This window comes from Psychrobacter urativorans (assembly GCF_904846695.1).
GTDB classification, from domain to species: Bacteria; Pseudomonadota; Gammaproteobacteria; order Pseudomonadales; family Moraxellaceae; genus Psychrobacter; species Psychrobacter urativorans.
In genome coordinates, this window is the sequence record NZ_CAJHBR010000011.1 from 16,843 (window position 1) to 36,956 (window position 20,114).

The 20,114-nt window shown below is 43.4% G+C and carries 12 protein-coding genes; 2 read left to right on the top strand and 10 right to left on the bottom strand.

The window, feature by feature from the left end; all coding sequences use genetic code 11:
* Window positions 1-37: 37 nt before the first annotated feature.
* A complete protein-coding gene (gene leuS / locus JMY09_RS08600) occupies window positions 38-2,767 on the bottom strand; it encodes a leucine--tRNA ligase (RefSeq protein ID WP_201623183.1) in 2,730 nt (909 codons plus the stop codon).
* A 171-nt stretch (window positions 2,768-2,938) separates the two neighbouring features.
* Here leuS and JMY09_RS08605 point away from each other — a divergent pair, with 171 nt between their 5' ends.
* Entirely contained in the window at window positions 2,939-3,328 is a 390-nt protein-coding gene (locus tag JMY09_RS08605; protein WP_201623184.1) for a Spx/MgsR family RNA polymerase-binding regulatory protein, read from the top strand.
* A gap of 141 nt (window positions 3,329-3,469) precedes the next feature.
* On the top strand, window positions 3,470-3,835 hold the full coding sequence (locus JMY09_RS08610) for a hypothetical protein (protein ID WP_201623185.1): 366 nt from the start codon (window positions 3,470-3,472) through the stop codon (window positions 3,833-3,835).
* 146 nt (window positions 3,836-3,981) lie between these two features.
* On the opposite strand, the gene argB is transcribed toward JMY09_RS08610, so the two are convergent.
* The 9 genes from argB to JMY09_RS08655 all read right to left on the bottom strand — a co-directional run bounded on the left by argB (window position 3,982) and on the right by JMY09_RS08655 (window position 19,907).
* Window positions 3,982-4,893, bottom strand: a complete 912-nt coding sequence (argB, locus tag JMY09_RS08615) for an acetylglutamate kinase (protein ID WP_201623186.1) — start codon at window positions 4,891-4,893, stop codon at window positions 3,982-3,984.
* A gap of 274 nt (window positions 4,894-5,167) precedes the next feature.
* Window positions 5,168-7,228 carry a phosphohexomutase domain-containing protein gene (locus JMY09_RS08620; RefSeq protein WP_201623187.1) on the bottom strand — a complete coding sequence of 687 codons (2,061 nt, stop codon included), beginning with the start codon at window positions 7,226-7,228 and terminating at the stop codon, window positions 5,168-5,170.
* A 56-nt stretch (window positions 7,229-7,284) separates the two neighbouring features.
* A complete protein-coding gene (gene dut, locus JMY09_RS08625) occupies window positions 7,285-7,749 on the bottom strand; it encodes a dUTP diphosphatase (protein ID WP_201623188.1) in 465 nt (154 codons plus the stop codon).
* A 124-nt stretch (window positions 7,750-7,873) separates the two neighbouring features.
* On the bottom strand, window positions 7,874-9,277 hold the full coding sequence (mgtE, locus tag JMY09_RS08630; RefSeq protein WP_201623189.1) for a magnesium transporter: 1,404 nt from the start codon (window positions 9,275-9,277) through the stop codon (window positions 7,874-7,876).
* 307 nt (window positions 9,278-9,584) lie between these two features.
* Window positions 9,585-11,618, bottom strand: a complete 2,034-nt coding sequence (locus JMY09_RS08635) for a UvrD-helicase domain-containing protein (protein WP_201623190.1) — start codon at window positions 11,616-11,618, stop codon at window positions 9,585-9,587.
* Window positions 11,619-12,025: 407 nt separating this feature from the next.
* Complete coding sequence (gene hemB, locus JMY09_RS08640; protein WP_201623191.1) at window positions 12,026-13,033, bottom strand: porphobilinogen synthase; 1,008 nt, start codon at window positions 13,031-13,033, stop codon at window positions 12,026-12,028.
* 279 nt (window positions 13,034-13,312) lie between these two features.
* Window positions 13,313-15,142, bottom strand: a complete 1,830-nt coding sequence (locus JMY09_RS08645; protein ID WP_227677246.1) for an efflux transporter outer membrane subunit — start codon at window positions 15,140-15,142, stop codon at window positions 13,313-13,315.
* Complete coding sequence (locus JMY09_RS08650) at window positions 15,139-18,447, bottom strand: efflux RND transporter permease subunit (RefSeq protein WP_201623192.1); 3,309 nt, start codon at window positions 18,445-18,447, stop codon at window positions 15,139-15,141. Before JMY09_RS08650 ends, JMY09_RS08645 begins: the two co-directional genes overlap by 4 nt.
* Before the next feature lie 35 nt (window positions 18,448-18,482).
* Window positions 18,483-19,907 (bottom strand): efflux RND transporter periplasmic adaptor subunit, encoded by a 1,425-nt coding sequence (locus tag JMY09_RS08655; protein WP_201623193.1) that lies wholly within the window; start codon window positions 19,905-19,907, stop codon window positions 18,483-18,485.
* Between the last annotated feature and the right edge of the window lie 207 nt (window positions 19,908-20,114).

Sequence of the window (20,114 nt, forward strand, 5' to 3'; positions counted from 1 at the left end):
TCGCTATCCTTATTTAGTCTAAAAAGGCTTAGTAAGCCTAACCTACAACGACGATGTTAACTAGCTTATTAGGCACGACGATTTCTTTTTTGATCTCACCAGTGATGAATTTTGCCACGCTATCTATAGCTCGTGCTTGTGCTTTGAGCTGTTCAGGATCACCGTTAGGGGCGACTTCCATTTTGCCGCGCATCTTACCGTTAACCTGTACGATCATAGTAATAGTGTCTTGCACTAAAGCGCTAGCATCGACAGTAGGATAAGCCAAGTTTTGGGTATCCAAGCCTAAAGCTTCAAGTAGATGTTCACCAACGTGTGGCGCATATACCGAAAGCATGATTAACAAGTCCAAGAGCGCTGCATGCTTGACTTGTAAGTCTTGTTCGCCACTAGCCTTAAAGCTACTGAGCTCGTTAGCCAACTCCATAAGACTCGATACTGGAGTGTTCAATGCCAAGCGCTCGCCCAAGTCATTATCGATTTTCGCGATAGTTTCATGAGTTTTGCGACGTAAGTCCTTAGCCGCTTTACTTAAGTCGTCAGTATTTAGCGCTGTGCTATTTAAGACGGTTGGATCTATATTGGCATCAGTTAACGCCTGCATATGTTCAGTTGCGATACGCCAAACTTTTTTAACAAAGTTATAAGGACCTTTAAGGGCGTCATCTGACCATTCAAGGGTTTGATCAGCAGGAGCGGTAAATAGGGTATATAACCGAACCGTATCAGCACCGTATTGATCAATAGTGGTCTGTGGATCAACGCCGTTATTCTTGGACTTTGACATTTTTTCAATTTTGCCAATAGTCACTGGTTGGCCGTCAGCTTTTAGTATGGCTTTGATTGGCTGCCCACGTTCGTTATAATCGATATCGATATCGTGCGGGAAGTAGTAAGTGGTACTAGCATCAGCATTAACCCGATAAAAAGTACCGGCCAATACCATGCCTTGAGTCATCAGGTTTTTAAAGGGCTCATCACCAGATACTAAGTTTTCATCACGCATCAGCTTATGGAAGAAGCGTGCGTACAATAAATGCATGACCGCATGTTCAACACCGCCGACATACTGATCTACAGGCAGCCATTTGTTAGCGGCCGACTTGTTGACCATGTTTTGACTGTCATTAGGACTAGCAAAGCGTGCATAGTACCAACTAGACTCAACGAAAGTATCAAAAGTATCAGTCTCACGCTCAGCAGGATTACCACATTTAGGGCAGCTAGTATTGACAAACTCTGGAATGTTTTTGAGAGGATTACCGCGACCATCAGGCACTACGTCCGTTGGCAGTACTACTGGCAAGTCTTTCTCTTCAACAGGCACCGTACCACAATGCTCACAGTTGACCATAGGGATAGGGCAGCCCCAATAGCGCTGGCGTGACACACCCCAATCACGCAGACGATATTGAATTTTTTTATTAGCCAGACCTAGGGGTTCGAGCCGTTCGAGCATAGCTGCAAAGGACTGCTCAAAATTCATGCCATCGAACTCACCGGAGTTGACTAAGGTATTGCGTTCGGTATAAGCAAGATTGACTTCAGTGTTATCAGCTGCGGCTTGAGCTTTAAGCTTATCAGCATAGCCGTCTGGCATCTCAATGACTTGCTTGATTGGCAAATCATACTTAATAGCGAACTCGTAATCGCGCTCGTCATGAGCTGGCACTGCCATCACCGCACCTGAGCCGTAGCTCATTAGTACATAGTTGGCCACCCAAACAGGTACTTTTTTGCCCGTTAGAGGATGCAAAACAGTAAGGCCTGTATCCATACCGATCTTTTCAGCTTTGGCAAGGTCCGCTTCTGCAACTGAGCCTTTTTTACATAAAGCACAAAATTCGGCAATCAATTCATTATGCTCAGCCGCATATTGCGCTAAAGGATGTTCAGCGGCGACTGCCACATAAGTAACACCCATCAAAGTATCAGGACGAGTGGTAAATACATCCAAAGTATTGTCTTGAGCTTCAAGCTCATAAGGGAAATGCACTTCCATACCAGCACTACGACCAATCCAGTTACGCTGCATGGTCAGTACTTCTGAGGGCCAATGACCTTCTAGCTGATCCAAATCGTCGAGAAGCTCGTCGGCATAGTCAGTAATATTGAAGTAATACATCGGAATATCACGTTTTTCAACTGCAGCGCCACTACGCCAGCCTTTACCATCGATAACTTGCTCATTAGCTAAGACCGTATTGTCGACCGGATCCCAATTGACAGTAGCAAGCTTTTTATAAACTAAGCCTTTTTTGTACAATTGTAAGAATAGCCATTGCTCCCACTGATAATAATCTGGGCTACAAGTTGCAAGTTCACGCGACCAGTCAACAGATAAGCCTAGCAATTTGAGCTGGGCACGCATGTTATCGATATTAGCGTAGGTCCATGCCGCTGGAGACATCTGATTGGCAATCGCGGCGTTCTCAGCGGGCAAGCCAAAGCCATCCCAGCCCATTGGCTGCATAACTTCAAAGCCTTTCAGGCGATAATAGCGGCTTAGGACGTCAGAAATCGTATAGTTACGTACATGGCCCATATGCAGCTTACCGCTGGGGTATGGGAACATCGACAGCATATAGCGACTTGGTTTGTCGCTAGGCTCATTGCTAACTTCAAAGCGTTTGTCAGCCGCCCATTTGGCTTGCTGCGTCGCTTCGATAAGCTGTGGCTGATAGAGGGTGCTGTCAGTAACCAGATCATTGACAGGATTATTGATATTATTAGTATTGGCTTGGTCAGAGGTCACAGCGTTGTTCATAGTTGGCTCAAGAGTAAAGGTTTTAATAAGAAAAATGGATTAATTTAGATAGGGTAGAATAGCTTAAATCGGGCAAAATTGCGATGGGGCAAAGTAATTTTGCCGAACTATTAAAGCGATAGATGCGGCAATCTCTAACTATTAATGATAAATCGATGACTAGGAACACTAATGACTATTACTATCTACGGTATCAAATCCTGCGACACTATGAAAAAAGCGCTCACTAAACTTGATGAGCTCGGGGTTAGCTACGACTTCCATGACTATAAGAAACAAGGCATCGACAAAGATAGCGTACAACGTTGGGTCGATGCTTTGGGTATAGATAAGGTGTTGAATAAGCGTGGAACGACATGGCGCAAATTAAGCGATGAGCAAAAACAATCAGCTGATGCTGATGCTGATGCTGATGCTGATGCTGATGTAGATAGGGCTATTAATTTGCTGCTAGAGCATACTAGTATGATTAAGCGCCCGATAGTAGAAGGTAGCTATAAACAACAGCCTGTTTTGCTTTGTGGTTTTGAACAACAAATTTTTAACACAACCTTTGATTAATAACACAATCTTTGCATAAACCCACATTAGGTTTAGTGTATTCTTACTATATTCTATATTGCTCATTAACTAATCTTCACTATCAGTTCTTTATTAACAGTTCTTTATTAATAAGTTTTTATTAATCAAAAGGGGACGTTTATGAAAAAGTTATTACTAGTGACTGCGCTAGTCACAGCACCGTTTATGGCTGTGTCTAGCAATGCGCAAGCTGCTGATACTTCTACCAAAATAACTTTTGTTAAAGATAGTTATTGTGGTAGCTTTTCCGGTAATATCAAAAACGGTAAGGAGTTCCGTGTATGGTTGCTACCAGAGCAAAACTTAGTCATTCGTAATATTGGCGATGATCAAGTTAGCGTAGCTTATGTCACAGGGCCTAATGGTCGCTTAGATGGTGATCGCTATGATAAGGAGACTTCTTATTTTACTGAACGTAAAGGTAATCACAAGATAAAGGTTTATGGTAATAGTAGCTATAGCTCTGTTGAGTTCTGTGCTTATTAAGTCGCTAAAAATGATAAAGATTTATTTATAAGTGCTGTTTTTACTAATGCTTTTTTAATAGTAAGCCCAAGCTTAGAGGATACTAAGCTTGGGCTTAAGTGTTTTTAGCGCTAGTGTTTTAGCGTTTTTTGAGTGGCAACAGGAAGCTAGCTTAGCGCTAAGCTTAGATCACTACTAATCAAAGTACCCACGCCTTCGTTAGTGAAAATCTCTAATAAAGTCGCATGAGGGACACGACCGTCAACGATAACCGCACTCTTCACCCCACCACGTACTGCATCTAGGGCACATTGGATCTTAGGAATCATGCCGCCTGATATAGTACCGTCTTCAATCAGCATATCTACAGTCTGTGGGGTTAAGCCGGTGACTACTTCGCCATCGCGACCTAATACACCCTTAATATTAGTCAATAACATTAGCTTCTCAGCTTGCAAAAACTCAGCTACTTTACCAGCGACTAAATCAGCGTTGATATTATAAGTATTGCCTTCGCTATCAACGCCAAGAGGGGCAATAACAGGAATAAAGTTAGAAGAGATCAGTAGTTCGATCACGTCTTTATTAACGCTAACCACGTCACCGACATAACCTAAGTCTACTGGCACCGCAACACCGTCTTCTCCTATTTTTTCCATCAGCATTTTTTTAGCTTGAATAAGATTGGCGTCTTTACCGGTCAAGCCTATAGCTTGTCCGCCATGCTTATTGATTAAGCTGACGATAGACTTATTAACCCCACCGCCCAATACCATCTCGACGATATCCATAGTGCTCTTGTCAGTAACGCGCATACCATCGATACGTTCAGATTTACGCCCTAGCTCTTGGAGTAGGTTATCGACTTGCGGCCCACCGCCATGCACTACCACTGGATGTAGTCCGACTGTTTTTAATAGTACGATGTCGCGAGCAAATGAGCTTTCAAGCTCAGGATCAGTCATCGCATTGCCACCGTATTTGACAACGATTAACTTACCAACATAACGTTGGATATAAGGCAGTGCTGTGGTCAGTACTTCAGCGGTGATCTTGGCATCATCTAGATTAAGCGACATGATAAGCTCCTAAAATAGGGTTTTAAGATTGTAATTAATTACACAGGAATAGCTTAAAAAAGCTTTAAGCAAATAGATTTAGTAAAGACGTCAAAAATCTAAGGTTAACAAGGCTTTTAAAGGATCAGCTTGAGCGAAGACCACTATTAAACAGCTATCAAACCTTTATCAAATAACTATCAAATAGCTATCAAACCATTATTAGAAAAACAGCTTAAAGAACTAAGCCAGTAATAGTAGTGACTTTACTGCGTTTATGGACTTTTTATCGAAGTTATTCAGGTTGAATAGCCGCTATTTGATCTGCCATATCTTCATCGAACAAGCGACATAGAGCTACTAGACGGGTTTGCACTGCTAGGAGCTCATCCATAGTGTCGCCTGCAAAGCGCACGGTCAGACTGTTACTAGTGTTGGATCGGCGTACTACCCCAAAACCATGCGCGAAGTCTAAGCGCACGCCATCTATACGAGATAATAAAGTGCCTGCTGGCAATAACTGCTGCGCTTCTGTGACGGTCTTTAAGATAGGCGGCTCAGGATTAAAGCACTTACAAGATATCGACTGAGTAAATAATGCCGTCTGAGTCAGGAGTTGATCGCCTGTATTATCAGCGACTACATGCTGTAGATACTGACAGTACTCGACTAAATGTTCAATAAAGGTACAGCTGTTAGTATTAGCATCGTTAAAAGGCAGATAGTGATCAGCGCTACTAATAAGTACAGGCAGGTTTTTAGTGATGTCAGTCAACTGATAAGGGGCTACTAGGGCTCTAGGCTCACCCCATACATCAGTGCTTAGGGGCGCAGCATAACTCAAGCTATCAGCGTCCATTAATTTGGCTAAAGCTGCAAGAGTAGGCGCAGTATGAGTTAACCAATGCAACAAGCGTAGAGCTGCATACATCGCATCATCGTAAGCTATAAAGTAACCATCATTAAATATAAAGTGGCCTGATAGCTCGCCAGCAAATATAGTCGGCTGAGTAGCCGTTTGTAGCTGCTGCCTTAATAAGCTACTACCCGTTCTAGTCATAATAGGGGTAGCACCAAGCTTACTCAGCAAGCGAGGCAAATGATGTGAGCACTTTATATCGAATAGAACTTCAGGTGCTGCTGCTGTAGCGCCAGCTTTGACAGGACATTCAGTGACGGCTACTTGCGCTAGTAAGTATAATAAATGATCAGCGTTGATAACTTTGCCGCTATTATCAACGATCATTAGTCGATCGCCATCACCGTCAAAAGCTAAGCCGATATCCGCTTGATTAACCATCACTGTCTGTTGTAACTCAGCCAAGCGATTAGGCTCAGTAGGATCAGGGTTACCTATAGGAAAACAGCCATCGGGTCTATCGTTAAGCATAATAACCCGCTGACAAAAGCGCTCGAATAAAGGCTGAGCGATATTACTAGTTGCCCCATTCATACAGTCAATAACTAAAGTCAAATCTAACTTAGCTTGGCTTATAGGCTTAATCAGCGCTAGAGACTGATGCTTCTTAATAAGGTTGCTATCAGTGCAATGGCGATCGATTTTACGGTCATTAATTTTACTATTACCAATAGAGTGCTCATTAGCATAACACTGATCAATAGTATTAAAGACTTGTACGATAGCCTCAATATAAGTAGTAGCAATCAGCTCAGCTGGCAAGTCAGTGCTGATAGCAGTATCAGTACCGATAATAGCCCCAATATCATTGCTCTTAGGGCTACCAGCGGATTCATAGTTGAAATGCGAGTTAGAGTCTAAGGTTAACGAAATATTTAGAGCGTTGCTATAGTTATGAGGCCTATTTTTGTTAAGCTCAAAGCTATGCAACTGCTGATACAGCGCTTGAATTTCTAGGCTGCTAGGAGAAGTATTAGCCACTAGCCATTTGATACCTAAAATGTTTTTGTGCGAATGACTAGCAGTGACCATAATGCCATGGCCATCATACTTTTGTGCCCAAAAGGCCATCATCGGGGTAGTAATCAGTCCCAAATTAATAACCGTTAGCCCTCGTTGACGTAAGATGTCGGCTAGCATGTGCGCCATAGTGTCACTACCTAAGCGTACGTCAAAGCCGATGACTATAGTTTTAGCCGTAGTTTCAGCCGTAGTTTCAGTAGTATAAGCCTGATTATTTCGAGACGGATTAGTGTGAGTCTTATTAGTAATAGAGGCTTTACTAAAACGCTCATAATAGCTTCGAGAATGATAGAGGTCGGCAAAAACCTCGCCCAATGCGGCTATAAAATCAATAGTAAAGTATTGGCGCTCACCACGGATGTCATAAGCTCGGAATAAGGGCTGTTGGGCAGTAAAAGCAGGTAAATTTGGCATGTTTTTACTTCCTTATCCTAGTGACAACCAATATGAGCAATAGTTAACATCAGGTATTATTGACGGCCTGAATGACCAAAACCACCAGCACCGCGTGCGCTCTGGTCACTAAATTCAGTGACTACTTCGAACTCAGGGCGAGCCACCGGCACTACTATATACTGAGCCATACGTTCAGCAGGATTGAGTAAAAAATCCTCGCCACTACGATTCCAAATACTAACCATTAGCTCGCCTTGATAATCAGCATCAATAAGACCTACTAAGTTACCTAAGACAATACCATGTTTATGACCAAGACCTGAGCGTGGCAAAATCATGCCGGCATAGTTAGGATCAGAGATATAAACTGCTAAGCCCGTACCGATTAAGTGCGTGCTGCCAGACTTGATAGTTAGCGGCTCATCAATACAAGCGCGTAAATCAATACCTGCCGAGCCATCAGTAGCTCGTGTCGGTAAAGAGAATGCTGGATCTTCAATAACTTTAGGGTTTAGAACTTTAACTTGTACCGCTTGCATAACCTTCTCACTTAACAATTTAACAGGGTTTATAAAATTTTGTTTGTCAATTATTTTTATTTTAAGCAAATAGCGAAAAACGGTTCTTAATTTATAGTTTTTAGCTTCAAATTTCAACTATTGGCTAAAGGATCAGAATACTAGCTAAACCCAAAAATGACATAAAGCCGACAATATCAGTCACTGTAGTCAAAATGACAGAAGCGGATAGCGCAGGATCGATATTCATGTTTTTAAGCATCAGAGGAATGGCAATCCCTGAGGCATTCGCTGCGGTCATATTGATGGCAATAGCACAGCCAATTACGGCGGTAATCTTCGCATCTTGAAACCACAGCTGAGCAATTATTGCCATAACTAGCGCCCAAACAATACCGTTGATAGCGCCAACCCACAGCTCTTTGTTGAATAGCCACCAGCGGTTGGAACCACCGATTTGACCCATAGCCATACCACGAATAACGATAGTTAAAGTCTGTGATCCGGCAATGCCGCCCATGCTTGCCACTACCGGCATTAGTATTGCCAGCGCTACTACTTTCGCCAGCACTTCTTCAAACTGACCGATAACTGCAGCCGCTAGTAAAGCGGTACATAAGTTAATCCCTAGCCAAATACTACGACTTTTAGCACTAGTTAGAATAGGCGCAAACAGCTCTTCGTCTTGACTGACACCCGCAAGGTTACGCATAGTACTATCGACATCATCTTGAATAATCTCTGAGATATCTTCACCATTTAGCTGTCCAACCAGTTCGCCATGACTGTTAATCACTGGCGCAAAGCGAATGTCTTCTGAGCGAAAAATCGCCGCTGCATCTTGAATGTCTAAACGATCGTTAATCGTCACTGCATTATCGACGAGACTAGATACTAAAGTGCTTTGATCATGTTTGATTAAATCAGCTAAGCTCAATAGTCCCAGTAGTTGTTTACTCTTATCAACCACTAATAACTCTTGGCTCTGATCATCAAGTAAGCGTGTATCGCTGCGTAGCCATTGCTGTACTTGCGCAAGACTGCTGTCGTCTTGTACCTGAATGATATCAGGATCCATATAGCTGCCAACTTCCCAGTCCTCATAAGTATCCAGCTTATTGACTTGAATGCGGATATCTTCGTCCAAAGTTGCCATCACTGAGGTACGCACTTTCTCAGTAACGGTGTCTAATAGCTCTGAGATATCTTGCGCATCAAGATCCTGCGCAAGTAGCGATATCTCCTGTGAAGAGATATTCTCTAACAAAGGCTGACGGGTATCGAACTCTAATTCTGCTAATACTTGGCCTTTGATTTTTGCCGCAACTTGTTCCCAGATTAGCTGACGACTCGGTGAGGGAAACGACTCCAATAAGTTGGCAATCTCATACTCGGACTGCTTTAATAAAAAATCACTAATGGCCGCAAAATCGTCATTAGCCACTAAGTCCTGCAAGTACAGCAGCTTGTACTCAGCGCTATACTCAAGTGGGTTATAGTCTGGCTGCAATGTCGGTATGCGGTCAGGGCTAGAATTAGGCACGGACATAAATATTCCAAAAATGGTAAAAGCTATAACCGTTCACAATTAAAGCTATTGCTAAGCAAAAAGGCGGCGACTAACCCGCTGATTATTAAAAATAAGCAAGAAAAGCGCCAAAGGAGCAGTAAAGCCAAAGTTGCGCTAGTTGTCAGTATAGTTTGCCAGCACACTCTGTAAGCACAGTATCGCTATCAGCAATAGAACAGGGCAAAATTTGATTACTGACACTAGTATGACAAGGTTTAGTTCATACTCCACTAGGGTTCAATGGACTCTTAATGCGCTAACTGATAGGTACCTAACGTCGGCTTAACTATCGATTACCTAACAAGGCACGGATATTGGCTAAATATTCATCAGCAACGGCTTCTGGATCTTTACTGGCTTTTTTCTTCTTAGCCTTGGCAGGCCAGTCGATATGATCCTCCGGTAGCTCATCTAAGAATCTAGACTCTGAGGTAACTCGCATCTGTCCCCCTGAACGGCGCTGAGTCGCTAAGGTCAAGGTCAGCTCTCGACGCGCACGGGTAATCCCTACGTACATCAAGCGTCGCTCTTCATCTACAGTCTCGCTCAGAATAGAGTTGCGATGCGGTAACATCTCTTCTTCTAGACCCATGATATAGACATAGTTAAACTCTAGGCCTTTGGCTGCATGCAGAGTCATTAGGTTCACTTTATTAGTGTTCTCTTCTTCTTGCTGCTGCTCAAGCATATCTAACAATACCAGTTTACGAATAATAGTATCAATAGTACGGTCTTCATCTGACTCAGCGCGATTAATAAGCGACTGGATACTGGTATAGAGGATCTCAATATTATCTAAACGATTTTTCTCTTGCTGCGGGGTCTTGGCCTCTGAGCGTACTACATCGACGTAGCCAGTCTCGTCAATCATCTGTTTGACTAAAGGTACTGGATCAGGATGCTGATCGAGCTCACGGGTATAGTGCTCAATAAAATCACCGAACTCTTTAAGAGTGCCATAAGCTTTGCTAGGCAATACATGACTAAGACCAGCATGAGTACAAGAGGCCAGTAGCGAGATACTATGCTCTTGTGCAAACAGTCCAAGTTTCTCAAGGGTTGCCGGCCCCATACCCCGCTTAGGGGTATTGATAATACGTAAAAAAGCACTATCATCTTCAGGGTTTAAAATCAGACGCAGATAGCCCATGATGTCTTTGATTTCGCTACGAGCGAAAAAGGACTGACCCCCAGATAACTTATAAGGTATTTGTAGTTGACGTAAATTAGCCTCTAACATCCGCGCCTGAAAGTTACTGCGATAGAGCACGGCATAATCTTCCCACTCATTGCCATAGCGCAGTTTATGAGTAGCAATCTCCTTAGCAACTCGTTCCGCTTCATCGTCATCATTGCGACAGTTGATGATACGAATCTTTTCGCCTTGCCCTTTATCTGACCAGAGTTTCTTTTCAAATAAATGCTCGTTATTGGTAATCACGGCATTAGCAGAGGTCAGAATCCGGCTGGTTGAGCGGTAATTTTGCTCAAGCATGACTATTTTTAATTTGGGAAAGTCTTCTTTGAGCAGCGCCATGTTTTCAGGTTTAGCCCCACGCCAAGCGTAGATAGATTGGTCATCATCGCCTACTACCGTAAAGCGCCCTTGCGGCCCAACCAGATACTTGATCATTTCGTACTGAGCGGTATTAGTATCTTGATACTCATCGACTAGTAAATAACGAATACGGTTTTGCCATTTATCACGCAGCTCTCTGTTTTCACGGAGTATCTTAGTCGGTAAAACGATTAAGTCATCGAAATCAACAGCGTTATAAGCGCGCAAATTACGCTCATAAAGGGCATATAAAGTGGCAAAGATCATGTCTTCTGGATCGGTTAAGGTTTCCATCGCCTTATCAGGTTCAACTAAATCGTTTTTCCAATCAGATATCATTTTTATGGCTTTGCCAACCAGCTCACGACTCTCAGCGCCACTCAAGTTATCGCGCATCATTAGCTCCATCAGCAAGCGCTTACTATCGTCGCTGTCCATAATGGAGAAGTTACCTTTGAGCGGCGTATGTATTAACTCATAACGCAAAAACTGTAAACCAAACTGATGAAAAGTCGACACGGTTAGGCCACGGGTCTTTTCGCTAGGCAACAACTTGCTCACTCGCGCTTTCATTTCACGGGCAGCTTTATTAGTAAAAGTTACCGCAGTGATACGCTCAGCTGGCATGTTGCATTCTTCGATAAGATAAGCAATCTTACGGGTAATCACTGAAGTTTTGCCTGAGCCTGCGCCAGCTAGTACTAGCAGCGGACCAGAGACGTAGAGCATGGCTTCTTGTTGTTTGGGATTTAGTTGACTCATAGCGAAACCTTTGGGACAAATAGGGCAAAAGCAAAAGAGGGCTAGACTTTGAATATCTGTGTAATATTAAAAAGATTAAGTCTAATACAAGCAGTAAAATATATATAAATGGCTTTATAAGTGACTAAAATTAGGTGAGTTATTATAAAGCAAAAATAATACTTAGGGGGAGTAGATAGATAATGAGCCGATATGCAGGACTGTGTAGCTTTTGCAAATTTTTTGCCCAGTTAATAGCGAGGCTAACGGCTAACCACTTGGCTAATTGTAGATAATAGTCTGAGCACTTTTTTAAAATACAGCCCGTTAAAATACAGCTAATTAAAATACAGAGCGTTAAAATGCACCAACTGAACGGCGTCAATTGGTGCCATAGTAACTAAGCAATATTGTTATAACTAATGAATTTAAGCGTTATTCAATTGACGAGCAGCTTCAAGAGCAAAATAAGTCAAGATGCCGTCAGCACCAGCGCGGCGAAAGCCAATCAATGATTCTAAAATCACCGCTTCGGTTAACCAACCGTTTTGAATAGCAGCCATGTGCATCGCATATTCACCAGAGACTTGATAAGCAAAAGTCGGCACACCAAAAGTATTTTTGACTTCTCGAATCAAATCAAGATACGGCTGACCTGGCTTAATCATCACCATATCTGCGCCCTCAGCAATATCCATCGCTACTTCATGTAAAGCTTCAGCACGGTTACCAAAATCCATCTGATACTGCTTTTTGTGACCGCCTTTTAGATTGCCAGCACTACCGACCGCATCACGGAACGGGCCATAATAAGCCGAGGCATATTTGGCTGAGTAGGCCATGATAGCTGTGTTGACGAAACCTTCTGCCTCAAAGGCATCGCGCATGGCTTTGATACGGCCATCCATCATGTCGCTAGGAGAGATGATATCAGCGCCAGCACGAGCATGGACTAAAGCTTGCTGCACTAGCACTTCTACTGTCTCATCATTGACTACATAGCCACTATCATCGAGTAGACCATCTTGACCATGTGAAGTATAAGGATCTAGCGCCACGTCAGTCATAACCACCATTTCTGGTACGGCATCTTTGACTGCTTTGACCGCTCTTGCGCTCAAGCCATTTTCGTCATAAGCGGCACGACCATCAGCAGTCTTTAAGCTATTATCTATAACTGGGAAGATATCTATAGTCGTCACCCCTTCAGCTAATAACGCTTTGGCATGGTTGATCAGCAAATCAATAGATAAACGCTCAACACCAGGCATACTAGTAATAGCTTGGCGTTGGTTTTGGCCTTCTATTACGAATACAGGAGCGATAAAGTGCTTAGGATGCAGCTCAACTTCACGAATCATCGCTCGCACGTTATCGTTATAACGAAGACGACGTAAGCGGGTAGCAGGGAACTGGCGATTAAAGGTATAAGTCATAATGAATCCTAATGATAGTTTATTAGAGGGTGTTTATTAGCTGGCTGTTATTGAACAGGCCATTAGTAATGCTAGTTATAAAGCGCAGTGTTTATTAAGGGTTTTATTAATTAATGGCTTTATGCTTGTCTATGATATCACTGTGAATAGGGTGTTATTAATAAGATTGCTATAAGTAAAAGTTAATCATAAAAGCAAAAAACCCCACCAAAGCGGTAGGGCCAATTGTAAAATATCAATAGATAGCGATTACTAGTAATAAGCTATCTTGGCCAACCACTAAGGCTCAATAATCTGTGATACTGGCACTTGCTCAACTGGCGTGTCTTTAATCACTGTACCAACCGCCGCATCGGCTTTGCCGTCGTTATTAATATCGACTATAGCCTTTGGATCAAAAGTAGCCATTGCTGGGGTTTTTGATTGCTTGATTGCGATGGCTTCTTGTAGAGAAGCTACTCGTGGTGAGCTGGCAGCGTTAATAGCATAAGCCGCTTGAGATTCAGCACTGTTTTTATTTAAGTTGGCAATACCTGATAAGTTAGTATATTGCGCTACTGGAATAGCCACTGGTACTGCAAGGTTGGCACCGCCACCGAGCACTTGGTAAAGCTCTATTTGACTGATGATTTTTTGTAATTCTAAATCTAAAATACCTTGCTGCGTGGAGAATAACGAGCGCTGCGCATCTAGAACATCTAGATAGTTAGAGATACCCGCTTTAAAGCGTGCATCAGCGATCACAAAGGTTTGGTCAAAGTTATCTTGTAAGCGATATTGCGAAGCAAGCTGTTCACCAAGCGTTGCCCGCGTTGCTAGCACATCTGACACTTCACGGAAGGCTGTCTGAATAGAGCGTTCATAATTAGCTAGGGTCTGCGCACGCTCTATTTTTGCCACATCATAATTGGCATCTAAACGGCCAGCATCAAAAATAGGCACACTAATATTAGGACCGAATGACCAGCCAACAGCGCCGCTTTTGAATAAGTTATCTAAGCTGCTACTGCCAAGACCAACACTACTAGCCAAACTTATAGAAGGGTAGTAAGCCGCACGCGCCACTTCTATGTTAGCACCAGCCGCTTTTAGGTTGTACTCCGCTTGTAGCAAATCAGGACGATAACGCAGGAGCTCACTAGGTAGACCTGCATTAAAGATTTCATGATTAGTAATATTGCTAATCGCTGGAGCTGGAATTAGATTGGTTGGAATAGGCGTGCCAATTAAAAACTGCAAAGCATTACGTGCTCTTAGAATACTGCTCTGGGCACGTAGTACTGCCAGCCTAGCATTCTCAAGTGAGGCGCTAGATTGCAGAGTAGGCAGCTTAGGATCAATACCGGCCTCAAAACGCTTATTAGCAATGAATAAAGAACGTTCACGACTCTCAACGGTCGCTTCAGCTAACTTGAGCTGCGCTAAGCTGTAACTAAGATTAGCGTAGCTTTGAGCAATATTACTGATTAAGCTGATCTGCGTTGAGTCTTTAGCCGCACTAGTTGCCAAAAAGTTCTGTAGAGCTTGATCTTTTAGACTAGCAATCTTGCCCCAAAAGTCGAGCTCATAGTTGGCTAGACCCAAATTGACATTAAAACTATCACCAGTGCTACTACCTAATGCACTGCCTTGACGTCGGCGTGAATAGCCAGCGCTGCCATCAATAGTTGGCAAGTCGCGAATATCAGTAATTTGATATTGTGCTCGGGCTTTTTCAATCGCTAAGCGTGCACTTTCAAAGTCTTTGTTATTCTGCAGTCCTAAAGCAATCAGGCCTTTTAGACGCTCATCACTATAGAAGTCTTGCCAGCGCTGACCAGCCACACTAGGTTGCTCAGCAGTGCTTACGGTCTGATTATCAAAGGCACCGTAAGCTTGCTCAATAGGTAGATTAGGCTCAACAAGTACCGGACGCATATCAGCTTTTGGAATAGTATTACACGCAGCCATACTAAGGACTAGGGCGCTTAAGCCTAAAAGTCGAGTAGCATTTTTGCGAGTGCGAGCGGCAGATAACGAGGCAAATCGTACACCTACCACTGAGCGTTGAGCCATAGTAACTACTGGCGTAGAGGTTGAGTTAGGCGTAAAAATGATTTGAGAACTCATTTGGTATTATCTCCAAAACTTGCAGGCTGATAACTCTCAGAGGGAGTTGGATCCGGCGTATTGTCAGTTGGTGGCGTTGGCGTGTTGTCAGTTGGTGGCGTAGGTTGGTCGTCGTCACCATCATCACCACTATTGTCAGCGCTGCCATTACCTTTAGGGCTACCCGCTACTTCATGGCTTTCATTGTTCATATAAGGGAACATACTACGTATCCAAATATAGAACATAGGAATAAAGAAGATACCCAGCAAGGTAGCACTAACTACTCCGCCAAGGACACTAGTACCAATAGCGTTCTGGCTACCAGAACCTGCACCATTGGCTAGGAATAATGGCACAACCCCAATACCGAAGGCAAGTGAGGTCATAATAATAGGTCGCAAACGCTGTCTTGCGGCTAGCATGACTGCATCTTTGAGACTATAGCCTTCCTCTTGGTGATCTTTGGCAAACTCAATAATCAAGATGGCATTCTTGGCAGATAGTCCGACTACTGTCAGTAGGCCAACCTGTAAGTAAACATCATTATCGAAGTCTCGTAGCCAAGTAAATAATGCCGCTCCTAATACCCCAAGTGGAATGACTAGTAGTACTGAGAATGGAATAGACCAACTCTCATACAAGGCCGCCAAACATAGGAATACCACTAAGATAGAGATAGCGTAGAGCATAGGTGCTTGAGCGCCTGACTTTTGCTCCTCAAGTGATAAGCCTGTCCACTCAAAGCTGATACCTTCCGGCAATTTATCTACCATAGCTGCCATAGCGTTCATAGCATCGCCAGTACTTAGACCTTCAGCAGCGTTCCCTTGAATATTCATTGAGGGTAAGCTGTTATAACGGGTTAAGTTCGGAGAACCATTCTCCCAGCGACTACTAGAAAAAGCATCAAATGGAATCATCTCATTGCTGTCATTGCGCACATACCACTTACCTATATCACTAGGGTTAGTACGGCTTTCAGGCTGACCTTGAATAAAGACACGCTTGATACGACCACGATCGACAAAGTCATTAATATAGCTTGAGCCCCAAGCTGTAGATATCACACTGTTGATACTGCCAAGCGATAAACCATAAGCAGCGGCTTGTTCTTGGTTAATATCGACCTTGAGCTGCGGTGCATCTTCTTGTCCATTTGGACGTACACCAGCTACTTGATCATTCTGAGCAGCCATTCCTAACAGCATATTACGGGCTGCAAGTAATTCATCATGCCCTAAGTTACCGGAATCTTGTAGCATTAAATCAAAGCCACTAGCATTACCAAGGCCACTAATTGCTGGCGGTATGATAGTAAAGACAGTCGCTTCATTGATTTGGCTAAAGAAGTAACCGTTGGCACGATCAGAAATGGCTTTTACTCCATTATCATCGCCTTCACGATCCGCCCAATCATTGAGCTTAACGAATGCTAGACCCACGTTCTGACCTTGCCCGACAAAACTAAAACCGGCGATAGTAAAGGCTGAAGCGACGTTATCGGGTTCTTGATTAGTATAATAGTCACTAACCTTATCGAGAACATCTTGGGTCTGATCAAGCGTAGACCCTGCTGGTAGCTGGACTAAAGTAAACATAATCCCTTGGTCTTCTTCAGGTAAGAAGGAGCCAGGAATACGTAAGAACACTACTGCCATAATACCGATAATGGCTGCATAAGCGATTAGATATAACCATTTAAAACGGAAGCTATTACCAACGAGCTTCTCATAACGAAGACTTACTTTAGCGAAGCTGCGGTTGAACCAACCAAAGAAACCTTTCTGATTTTCACTATTGCCTTTTTCATGACTTTTACTACGTTTGAGTAAAGTCACACAAAGCGCTGGGGTAAAGATAAGTGCTACTAATGCTGACAATACCATACTAGTGATTAGAGTGATCGCAAACTGGCGATAAATGACCCCTGTTGAGCCACCAAAGAAGGCCATCGGCACGAATACTGCTGACAAGATCAACGCAATACCGATAACGATTTTACTGATTTCGCCCATCGATTGAATAGTAGCGTTTTTGATGGAGATCTCAGAGTCTTCCTCCAAGATTCGCTCAACGTTCTCTACCACCACAATAGCATCATCGACCAGTAGACCAATCGATAGTACCATCGCAAACATGGTTAATACGTTAATACTAAAGCCGGCAACATAAAGCACCGCAAAGGTACCTAGTAATACAATAGGCACTGCAAGAGTAGGGATGATGGTAGCGCGCCAGTTCTGTAAGAAGATGAACATGACGATAAATACTAAGACAATTGCCTCAATCAAAGTCATGACTACCTGTTCAATAGATAAACGTACGAACGGCGTAGTATCATAAGGTACGACAGACTTTAGACCTGCTGGGAAGTTTGCTTCTAATTCGGCTATACGCGCGCTAACTAAGTCACGGGTTTGTAGAGCGTTAGCGCCACTGGCTAAAGACACAGCAAGGGCGGCCGCATCTTGGCCGTTATAAAGTGAAATAACACCGTAGTCTTCACTACCAATCTCAACCTTAGCAACATCACCTAAACGTACTTGCGCACCAGAACTATCGGTCTTGAGTAAGATGTCTTCAAATTCATCAGGAGTTTGTAGATAGCTTTGCACGGTAACCGTGGCATTGATAACTTGCTCGTCCAGATTCGCTGGTGCTTGTCCAAGCTGACCTGCTGATACTTGAGCATTCTGTGATCGCACGGCTTCAACAACGTCAGATGGTACCATATTGAAGCTACGCAAGCGCGCAGGATCAAGCCAAATACGCATCGCATAAGAGGAACCGAATGCTTGTACTTCACCAACGCCTTCAATACGGCTGAGCTGATCGACCACATTAGAGTTGATATAATCGCCGATATCAGCGCGATCCATACTGCCATCTTCAGAGACAAAACCTTGTACTACCAAAAAGCCACTAGAGGACTTATTGACGTTGACCCCTTGACGCTGAACGGATTCAGGTAGCGAGCTCATGGCTGCTTGAAGTTTATTCTGTACTTGTACTTGCGCAGTATCGGCGTCAGTACCGTTCTCAAAGAACAAAGTCACTGAGGCGCCGCCATTTGAAGAGCTTGATGACTTCATATACATCAAGTTATCCAGGCCCTTCATGCGCTGCTCAATAACCTGTACTACTGAATCTTCAACGGTTTTCGCATTAGCACCAGGATAGCTAGCACTGACCGAAATAGTCGGTGGCGCAATAGCTGGGTACTGCTCAATCGGTAAACTGATGACCGATATAATCCCGACAAGCATGACTAATATAGCCAATACCCATGCAAAGATAGGTCGGTTAATAAAAAAAAGTGACATAGTATATCCCTAGGTCTTCCTAGCTTTGAATGGAATTAATTAGCGGCTGCTGGTTGTTTGGCGTCAGCTTTGGCTGTGTCACTAGCTGGCTTATTCATTGTTTTTGCAGCTTGTTGTGGTGTTTTGGCAGGAGGCTGATTTGCCGCTTGGCCTTTAGCTGCTGGCGCACCGGGTTGGGTAGGGGCCGCATTAGGATCTTCTAAAGGCTTAGCTACCACTTCTTGTTCAGGTTTGACTTTGGCACCACCAATCACTACAACTTGGTCGCCGCTCTGTAGACCGTCAGTAATTACCCACTGACCTTTATAAGTGCCATTAACAGTCACTGGACGTACTTGGATTTTATTATTAGCATCCACGATATAGACTTGCGTCTCACTTTTGGTTGAGCGCATAACCGCACTTTGGGGGACTAAAGCGGCATTAGTAATAACGCTTTGAATCAAGCGTGCAGAAACATACATACCAGGCAATAACACGCTATTAGTATTAGGGAATACTGCGCGTAGAGTAACTGCGCCAGTTGATTCGTCAACCTTAGCTTCTGACAACTCCAATTTACCCGTTACTGGATATACGCTACCATCTTCTAGCACTAGCTCAACAATATTCATCCCTGCTTGCGCTTTACCTTGAGATATCTGTTGACGTAGTTTTAACAATTCAGATGAGGATTGGCTGATATCGACATAGATAGGATCTAAGCGCGAAATCGTTACTAATGGAGTCGCTTGGCTAGCATTTACTAATGAGCCTGCAGTAGCCGTTGAGCGATCACTACGACCGGAAATGGGTGAGCGTACGATAGTACGGTTAAGATCTAAAGTACTAGCATCCAAACCTGATCTAGCGCTTTGAATACCAGCTTTCGAGCTTTCTATGCCAGCTTGAGACTGACTGACTGCGGCATTGGCACTAGCAACCGCTGCTTGTGCGGTACGAACTTGGGTTTGCGCTTGATCATACTGCTGTTTAGAGATAGCGTCGATTTCGACTAGACCCTTTAGGCGCTGAAAATCGTTTATTGCTTGTGCCAATGAAGCTTGGCGACTGGCCAATTCAGCTTTAGCATTGGCATTATTAGCCAAAGCAGTCTGATAATTAGCTTGTGCTTGTTGAACAGCAGCTTCACCGCTAGCGATAGAAGTGGCATAGTTATCAGTATTGATACGATATAAAGGCTGGCCTTTTTTGACGTTACTGCCTTCACGGAAGAGTATCTCGTCAATAATACCGTCTACTTGTGGACGTACATCTGCAGTTTCGAATGCAGTGGTGCGTCCAGAAAAGGTTTGTACTTGAGGTATAGTACCCAAAGTAACGGTTTGGACGTTGACGACGGCAGGCGGCATCTGTTGCTGAGCGGCTTCGGCAGCAGCGTCCTCTTTTTTGTCACAGCCAACCAGTACCGCTGTCGATAGTACAGATGCTATTACAATCGTAAGATAAGAGTGCTTCATCAATGTCCTCTGGAGTATTCAGTTTTAATAAAAGGTTGTAGTACAATAATTTTTAATACGCTAGGTTATAATAGGCTTAAAAAAATAGCCTTTATAAGCGTGATCGATATAACCCTAATGCTAATAACTAGTGCTAATAAACAATAACCATGTTTTACGATTACGGTTAGCCTCAAGGAGGTATCCCATCGACTAAGGCAAGATAAT

Coding starts and splice junctions, on each gene's coding strand:
- JMY09_RS08605 (WP_201623184.1), top strand. CDS start 2,939: ATGACTATTACTATCTACGGTATCAAATCCTGCGACACTATGAAAAAA.
- JMY09_RS08610 (WP_201623185.1), top strand. CDS start 3,470: ATGAAAAAGTTATTACTAGTGACTGCGCTAGTCACAGCACCGTTTATG.
- JMY09_RS08645 (WP_227677246.1), bottom strand. CDS start 15,142: ATGAGTTCTCAAATCATTTTTACGCCTAACTCAACCTCTACGCCAGTA.
- hemB (WP_201623191.1), bottom strand. CDS start 13,033: ATGACTTATACCTTTAATCGCCAGTTCCCTGCTACCCGCTTACGTCGT.
- JMY09_RS08650 (WP_201623192.1), bottom strand. CDS start 18,447: ATGTCACTTTTTTTTATTAACCGACCTATCTTTGCATGGGTATTGGCT.
- JMY09_RS08655 (WP_201623193.1), bottom strand. CDS start 19,907: ATGAAGCACTCTTATCTTACGATTGTAATAGCATCTGTACTATCGACA.
- argB (WP_201623186.1), bottom strand. CDS start 4,893: ATGTCGCTTAATCTAGATGATGCCAAGATCACCGCTGAAGTACTGACC.
- dut (WP_201623188.1), bottom strand. CDS start 7,749: ATGCAAGCGGTACAAGTTAAAGTTCTAAACCCTAAAGTTATTGAAGAT.
- mgtE (WP_201623189.1), bottom strand. CDS start 9,277: ATGTCCGTGCCTAATTCTAGCCCTGACCGCATACCGACATTGCAGCCA.
- JMY09_RS08635 (WP_201623190.1), bottom strand. CDS start 11,618: ATGAGTCAACTAAATCCCAAACAACAAGAAGCCATGCTCTACGTCTCT.
- JMY09_RS08620 (WP_201623187.1), bottom strand. CDS start 7,228: ATGCCAAATTTACCTGCTTTTACTGCCCAACAGCCCTTATTCCGAGCT.
- leuS (WP_201623183.1), bottom strand. CDS start 2,767: ATGAACAACGCTGTGACCTCTGACCAAGCCAATACTAATAATATCAAT.